This is a genomic window from uncultured Fibrobacter sp. (assembly GCF_900316465.1).
In the GTDB taxonomy this organism is placed as follows: Bacteria; Fibrobacterota; Fibrobacteria; order Fibrobacterales; family Fibrobacteraceae; genus Fibrobacter.
Map to the genome: position 1 here is coordinate 1 of NZ_ONDD01000053.1, position 6,886 is coordinate 6,886.

Consider the following 6,886-nt stretch of genomic DNA (forward strand, 5'->3'; position numbering starts at 1 on the left):
GATGGTACCTGGCCCACGGGCCCGGGAGAGTAGGTCGCTGCTGGATTCACGGAGCCCCTTGCCTTAAAGGCGAGGGGCTCCTTTTTTTATATACCGCTCCACTTTGTTACGCTCTCGCGACCACAGCCGGTCGATACCGGCTGCTCATGGCTCACAGCCCCTTGCCGTAAACGGCGAGCGGGGCTTTTTTTATGCCCGAATCACCCGTCCGCGTCATGCTGACGAAGGTCAGCATCGGCATTCCCCGCCCGCGTCATGCTGAACTCGTTTCAGGGTCTGCTTCCTGTGTCTGCCTACTTTCTGCTTCCTACTTTTTCTATCCTTTACCACATGAAACCGACGTTATCGTTTGTGTTGCAGCTGCCGCCATCGACGGCGTATGCAAAGCTTGAATCTGTTGTAGAGAATTTGCTGAAGGGCGTCTGCATGATGCTCGATTCGGGTAAGGTGAAGTTTTCGCTATTCCTGGATGGCCCGACTATTGAGGTAATCACCAAGGTTCCGCGCCCGCTCATGTTAGGCAAGTTGCGTCGTGCAATCGAAGACGGTTCGCTTGAACTTTTGGGCGGTGGTTATTACGACCCGATGCTCCCGCTTTTCCCGACAGAACTGCAGTCCATGCAGCTCAAGAAGCATGGCAAGCTTTTGTGGAAATATTTCGGCATTGAACCTTCCGGTTATTTCAATTCCTCGATGGTGTGGGAAATGGAAATGACCGAACTCCTCGAAAAGCACCGCTTTGAATATGCGCTTGTGCAAGAGGCTTCGCTTCAGGATGCGCTTGGCCGCACGACTCCTGTTTCGGGTTGGTACACGGTCGAAGACAAGGGCTCGCTCATGCGAGTGGTTCCGGTGTCGCAGAAATTGTCCGAAGCCATTTCGAACGATGATTTCCAGTGGGAGCAGATTGCTGAACCCTATTGCCGAGGCGGAAAGGCTGCCGTCGTCGGCCTGAATATTCCTCCGCAGCCGGGAGATATTATCCCGTTCTTTGAACGCTTGATCGAATTTGTCGAAATGAACGAAATCTCGACGAAAACGGTTGCGAGCGCGGTTACTGAACAGAATGCCGAAGGCCGCGTGAGTTTCTTGCTTTCGTCTGGGCGAAAGATCGGCTTGCCTGCAGCAGCGAAAACTTGTCGCGAACTTCTGATTCGTAGGCCCGAAGTCAACCTGCTCCATAAAATGCTTTTGGCCCAGTTCCGCCGTGCCGCGGCATTGCTCAAGGGCCGTGAACGCGATGATTTCTTCGAAATGCTTTTGCCAGCCATGTCGCCTATCTATTACCGCGACATGCAGGATAGCGAAGGCATGCGTACGCCGATGGTCCGTTGGTGGGGCACGCGTTTTTTGCTGCAGGCCGCAAACCGCCTGACCGATCTCGTCTCGTTCGATGGAATCCGCCTGGATATTGCCGACTTTATGCTTGAAGGCTACAAGAGCATTTGGGCCGAAAACCATTCGTACTCCTTCTTGCTGAATTATCGCGACGGCGGCATTCTGAATATCTTGAATGCCAAGGATGCCGAAAATAGTGTACTGGGGGCTTGGCGTGACGACGGAAATCCGGCTGTCGGTTTTTTGGATTTCATGATTCCCAACGTGGAACTCAAGGCCGAAAAGCTAGACCAGATCCTGTCTGACCGCGAAGGGATGCTGTCTGCTGCCTACGATTATCAAATCAAGAGACATGATGCGGGTACCGATATCGCCCTCTTGTCCGATCAGCAGCCGGTGCTTGGCAACCAGACTTATGCGCTTCATGCCGAGAAGAACTTTGAGCTTTCGTCCACGGGTTCACAGTTTACTGTAGAATACAAGCTTACGAATAATTCTCCTGAAAAAATCAAGGGATTCTTCGGAACCTTGCTGGATACGGGCCTTCTCGCTTGCGGACATACGGAAAGGGACATCTTGATTGATGGCGTTCCGCTCAAGTTCAACTTCCGCGACCCGCTCATTTTCCCAGATGCATGCTCTCTTGAGATTGCGGACAAGACGACCACATCTAGAATAGAGCTCGTCTTTGCGAAAAAGACTTCTGTTCTGGTATCGCCGATTTTCGGCGCGTCCGCGCAAGCTGCTCCGGAAGCTTTGCAAGGCATTCGCGTATTCCCGTTCTGGAAAATGGATCTTGCGAGCGAGTCTGAATTCTCTGTACTCATGACAGTTAAAATTTCCAAGAGGTAATCGATGAAGTCAGACTTGATTGACATACAGGTGGAATCTCGCGGAAACGATGTGGAACTTTCTTTGTCCGGCTCTCTTGGCTTGCCTCAGCTTCAAGCGGTCAAGGAAAAACTGGACATGCTTGTCGAAGGCCCTGGGTGTTTCTACTTCTTGAACTTGCAGAATGCCCATTTCACCAGCGACCGCTACTTGGAAGTGTTCCTGGAACTTTTGAACCGCGTCAAGGCGCAAAAGTCGGCGTTAATCCTGATTTTTGAGTCGGCAGAACTCTACGATTATTTTTCGAAGTATTTGAGCATTTTCGAAGTCTATGAGAACCGCAAGGCGTACAAAAAGTCGGGCACGAAAAAGCAATTGCAGCAAATCGGCCTGCATTACGGGCTACGCTCTGGCATTACCGTAAGTTCTGGTGTTGCCGTTGCGCTCATATCGCTGATTCTCGGGTGGATGATTACCTTGTTCGTGATTATCTCTTCGCAGGGGCATGAAATTTCGGACAAACAGGCGCAAATCATTGCTCTCCAGAACCAGAAGGACCGCTACATCAGAGAAATTGACAAGCTGGAATCTTCGATCGGTCCGCTGCGTAAACTAGGTGTGGTGCAAGATACGACTAGGCTCAGTTCCTTTGGGCTCATTCAGGATTGGGTGAGCTATTTGGAATACTTAGAGAATACAAGGCGTGAAAAGTAACGTTCGCATATCCAAGCTCACGTTCGCGATTGTCCTGGTGCTTTGCTTCGGGGCGTTGGTGCTTTTTGTGTCCCACTGGCATGCGCGCCAGGCTGAAATTCAGGAACTTGCCGTAAAAGAATCGATTTTGCGCGGCGAGCTGGAACAGCTGAATGCATGGGGCAAGTGGACAATTGACTATGTCAAAATCAGCCGTGCGCTGGATTATCTTTCAAAAGGTCGCTTGAGCGAAGAACAGCGTGAAATGCTGACGGAACAGATTTGGCAGATTTCAAGATCCTATGCGACGGATCCGCTGCTTATTTTGGCGGTGGTGGCCCAAGAAAGTCGAGGTAATCCCAATGCCCGCGGCCGTAAACAGTCCGGCGCTTTTTCGGGTGCGCTTGGGCTTATGCAAATCAAGCTTGAAACGGCGAAAAAGATGGGGGCGCACTTCGGGCTCAGTGTCGAGACCGAAGAAGACTTGCTTAGGCCCGAAATCAACGTGACGGTAGGAACCGCCTATCTGATCCGCTTGATTTCTAAATACGGTAACTGGAAAGATGCCTTGATTGCATACAACTTAGGACATTCGGCGGTAGACCGAATGCTTCAATCGGGCAAACCTTTGCCGACCAAATATTACGAGCACGTGATTTCCAAATACCAGAACCTGATGAGTCTCGAATTTTAAGACAAGATGACGATTACAGGTGATAAGTCGTAAGTAAATTGTCGTTAAATTTACTAGATTTAACATATGTCTCGTGTATTCGCAGTCCTCTTCTTGGTCACATGTGCGCTTGCCGGTGAAATCCGGTATAGTCTTGACCAGTTCGTGGAAGAAGGGCTTGCGGCAGATCCGCAGGTTGCCGAACTCAGGTTCGGGACCGAAGCGAAGAAAAACCAGATCCGAAAATTGAAATCCGAAGCCATTTTGCCGACTTTTTATGTGGGCATGATGGTTGGCCCCGCCCCCGGTTTAAAGAATGAACTGCAGAACGGCGATACGGTCGAAGTCTATGACTTTACCAAAATGGGCCCTTTCTGGGGTGTTCAGGCAAAATTTATCCAGCCTCTGAATCTGGGACAGTACCGCGCCGGTAAAATGGCTCTGGAAGCCGACCTGCAGCAAAAGAGTTTCGATATCGAAAACCAGGTCCACAAAAAAGACGTGGAACTGCAAACGTATTACTACAACTACCTTTTGGCTAAAGAGATGATCCGCATTGCAGGCGATGCGCAGTCCAAGGTAGATGACGCTTACGAAAAGCTGGAAGAAGCCCTGGACGATGACGACCCGAACGTGTCGCAGATGGACCTTTTGAACCTGAAGGCCAAAATGCATACGGTCAAGGAAGGCGTTACCGAAGCCAATCTGGGCATGAAGCGTGTGATGCTTGCCATTCGTTTTTCGCTGAGAATGGATGAAAACGATTCCTTCGTGGCTGAAGATTCCGTGCTGACTCCGCGAACAGAACCTTTGCCCTCGCTTGACGAAGTGCGCAATATGACTCTGAAATACCATCCGGAACTGCGTCAGCTTTCTGCGGGTATTCGCGCCCGCCGCATACAGATGGATTTGGCCGAGGCAAAGCTTGCCCCCGAATTCTTTGTGATGGGTGAAATTGAATACGTGAAGAGCTGGGCGGGCAACAGAAGTGTCTTGCAAAAGAGCGCTTTTGCCGAAGATGCCGTGAACAAGCTCGACGGCGTTTTGGGCGTCGGTGTTCGTTATAACTTGAATTTCTGGAAAAACTGGGAAGGCTACCGTTCTGCACGTACGGACATGCGTAGTCTTCAACTCAAGGAATCCTACGCTTCGGAAGGTCTGATGGCCAAGGCCGAAGAACAGTATTACCAAGTGGTTGCCGCCAAGGAAAAACTGGATGCCATGAAAGAAAGCCTGCGCGCTTCCGAAGGTATTTTGAAGGGCGCTGCCATGCAGTACGATTTGGACAAATCAAAGACGGGTGACTTGGTTTCGGCTTATACGCAAAACATTACAATGCAAAAAGATTACTATTTTGCGGTGTGTTCGTATAATGTGGAGTTCGCCCAGCTGATTGCTAAAATTGGGTTGTCTTTGAAGGAATTTCACACGATTTATATGAACCAGTGAGTTTAAAGGAGAAGAAAATGTTCAAGAAGATTTTGATCGCTATCGCATGCGCCTCTTTGGTCGCCTTTGCCGCCGAAGACCCGGTAGCCGCTATCAAGAAAAAGGATGCAGAACTTCAGACTCTTTTGAAGAAGTCTAGCCGTAACGCCAAGGAAACGGAACGCGTCAAGAGCTTGCTCAGCGATTCCTTTGATTTTGCCCTGCTTGCCAAGAAATCCTTGTCTAGCAAGGATTGGGAGGCTCAGGATGCCGCCTCGCAGGAAAAGTTTGTTGCTGAATTCCAGCGCATGGTCCGCAATTCTAGCGCAAAGCGCTTGGAACTTTACCGTGCCGACTCTACGATTTATGAACCCGCCAAGATGAAGAAGGATAACGAAGCCCGCGTGGTTGCACACCTTTGGAACAAGGGTAAGGAATCGGTTCTGGAATACAAGATGAGCCTGGTAGACGGCAAGTGGAAGGCTTGGGATTTGGTCATTGACGATCTTTCTACCGCACGCAATTACAAGGATCAGTTCTCGCAAATCCTTAAGACCAAGAGCTTTGCAGAGTTGATCGATATCATCAGCAAGAAGGCTGATGAATCGGAGAAGTAACCACTTTGATTTGGTTCTGGGGCGTACTTTGTGCTTTGGCGCTTGTCGCCCTGTTCTTTCCGTTTATATTCTGGATTGATTTCTCGGCAGGCTTGAAAGGCGTGACGGTTGGTGTTCGCTTTTTCAAGAAGAATGTTTATACCTACACGAAGTGTTTTAAAAAAGGGCAGTCCTCCGAAGAGGAGGATGTTTCTGTTGATGAGGAAGACGCGGTTGCTGCGGCACCTGCGCCGAAGGTAGAAAAGGTGGAACCGCCGAAGCCGGAGAAGGTTGCAGAATCCGAAACAAAGCCTGAGGCAAAGGAAGAAGCGAAGTCTGAAAAGCCAGCAGAACCGGAATGCAAACTGGAAACAGAAAAGAAAATAGAACCGGAATCTGAAAAGAAACCGGCAGAAACAAAGGACGAGCCTAAGCCGGTTGAAAAACAGGAATCGGCGAAACCCGCAGGGAATTCTGAAGCGAAAGAAAAATCCAAAGCAGAAGACAAGCCCACGGAAGAAAAGGCGTCGGACGACGAGAAAGAAGAAAAGCGCTCGTTGACGGATCAGGAATTCTGGACACTTTTGCTCACGCCTGAATTTGATACACGCGCTTGGTGGGCGGTACGCCATGCGTTGTCCGCTTTGTTTAAGTTGTTCAGAATCCGGTTTGTAGATTGCTTTGTAGAAGGGATCCGCTTTCAGGAATACGAAAACATGGGCTATGCTGCGGCGCTGAATGGAATCCTCAAGAGTTTCCCCTATATAGGCGCGTGGGATTTTCGCATGGACTGGACACGCGATCACGAGCCGAAGGCGGAAGGCCATGTGCGCGCCTCGTTGAACTTGTGCCGTGTGCTGGGATTGATTGTGGCGATTCTTTTTTATGGCGGCATTGTCGCGTTTACGTTCTGGCGTCGCCGCGCTAAGATTCTTAAGACGGGAGAACTCCCGGAACTTGGTTTTGTTCGCAACAAGATTGTGAAAATGATGTCGGAGGATGACTGATGCCTGCTTTGACTTTGGATAGACTGCTTGCCTCTATTGGCTTTGGTTCGCGCAAGGAAGCGCGTGCGCTGGTGCGTATGGGCATGGTAGAAATGGATGGCAGGGTCCTGGACGATCCGTTTGTCGAATTCAAGGAACGCCCGGAATCGATTACGGTGAATGGTGAAGAAGTCCCGACGATTGAAAAACTCTATATCATGATGGACAAACCGCTCGATGTAGAATGCAGTCATAACGCCCGCGACCACCAGTCGGTGTTCGAACTGTTGCCGGACCGTCTTACCGCGATGGGAATCCAGACGGTGGGTCGCCTGGATGCG

6 protein-coding genes and 1 pseudogene are annotated in these 6,886 nt (G+C 50.2%); all 7 read left to right on the forward strand.

Going from position 1 to position 6,886, the window contains the following annotated elements:
* The first annotated feature begins 330 nt into the window (after window positions 1-330).
* A complete protein-coding gene (locus QZN53_RS12785; RefSeq protein ID WP_163439301.1) occupies window positions 331-2,190 on the forward strand; it encodes an alpha-amylase/4-alpha-glucanotransferase domain-containing protein in 1,860 nt (619 codons plus the stop codon).
* A gap of 3 nt (window positions 2,191-2,193) precedes the next feature.
* Window positions 2,194-2,883 carry a hypothetical protein gene (locus QZN53_RS12790; protein ID WP_163439302.1) on the forward strand — a complete coding sequence of 230 codons (690 nt, stop codon included), beginning with the start codon at window positions 2,194-2,196 and terminating at the stop codon, window positions 2,881-2,883.
* Window positions 2,873-3,556: a lytic transglycosylase domain-containing protein gene (locus QZN53_RS12795; protein WP_163439303.1), complete on the forward strand. Its 684-nt coding sequence runs from the start codon at window positions 2,873-2,875 to the stop codon at window positions 3,554-3,556. Before QZN53_RS12790 ends, QZN53_RS12795 begins: the two co-directional genes overlap by 11 nt.
* A 66-nt stretch (window positions 3,557-3,622) precedes the next feature.
* Window positions 3,623-4,984, forward strand: coding sequence for a TolC family protein (locus QZN53_RS12800; protein WP_294653460.1), 1,362 nt, complete (start codon window positions 3,623-3,625; stop codon window positions 4,982-4,984).
* Window positions 4,985-5,001: 17 nt separating this feature from the next.
* Window positions 5,002-5,580, forward strand: coding sequence for a phospholipid-binding protein MlaC (locus QZN53_RS12805; RefSeq protein ID WP_163439304.1), 579 nt, complete (start codon window positions 5,002-5,004; stop codon window positions 5,578-5,580).
* A gap of 5 nt (window positions 5,581-5,585) precedes the next feature.
* Window positions 5,586-6,566 carry a hypothetical protein gene (locus QZN53_RS12810; RefSeq protein WP_163439305.1) on the forward strand — a complete coding sequence of 327 codons (981 nt, stop codon included), beginning with the start codon at window positions 5,586-5,588 and terminating at the stop codon, window positions 6,564-6,566.
* A pseudogene (locus tag QZN53_RS12815) lies at window positions 6,566-6,886 on the forward strand (S4 domain-containing protein); the annotation flags it as partial. The gene QZN53_RS12810 and the pseudogene QZN53_RS12815, both read left to right, overlap by 1 nt.

Bases quoted from the DNA above. Each gene is read 5' to 3' on its own strand.
- QZN53_RS12785 (WP_163439301.1), top strand. From the start codon at position 331: ATGAAACCGACGTTATCGTTTGTGTTGCAGCTGCCGCCATCGACGGCG.
- QZN53_RS12790 (WP_163439302.1), top strand. From the start codon at position 2,194: ATGAAGTCAGACTTGATTGACATACAGGTGGAATCTCGCGGAAACGAT.
- QZN53_RS12800 (WP_294653460.1), top strand. From the start codon at position 3,623: ATGTCTCGTGTATTCGCAGTCCTCTTCTTGGTCACATGTGCGCTTGCC.
- QZN53_RS12805 (WP_163439304.1), top strand. From the start codon at position 5,002: ATGTTCAAGAAGATTTTGATCGCTATCGCATGCGCCTCTTTGGTCGCC.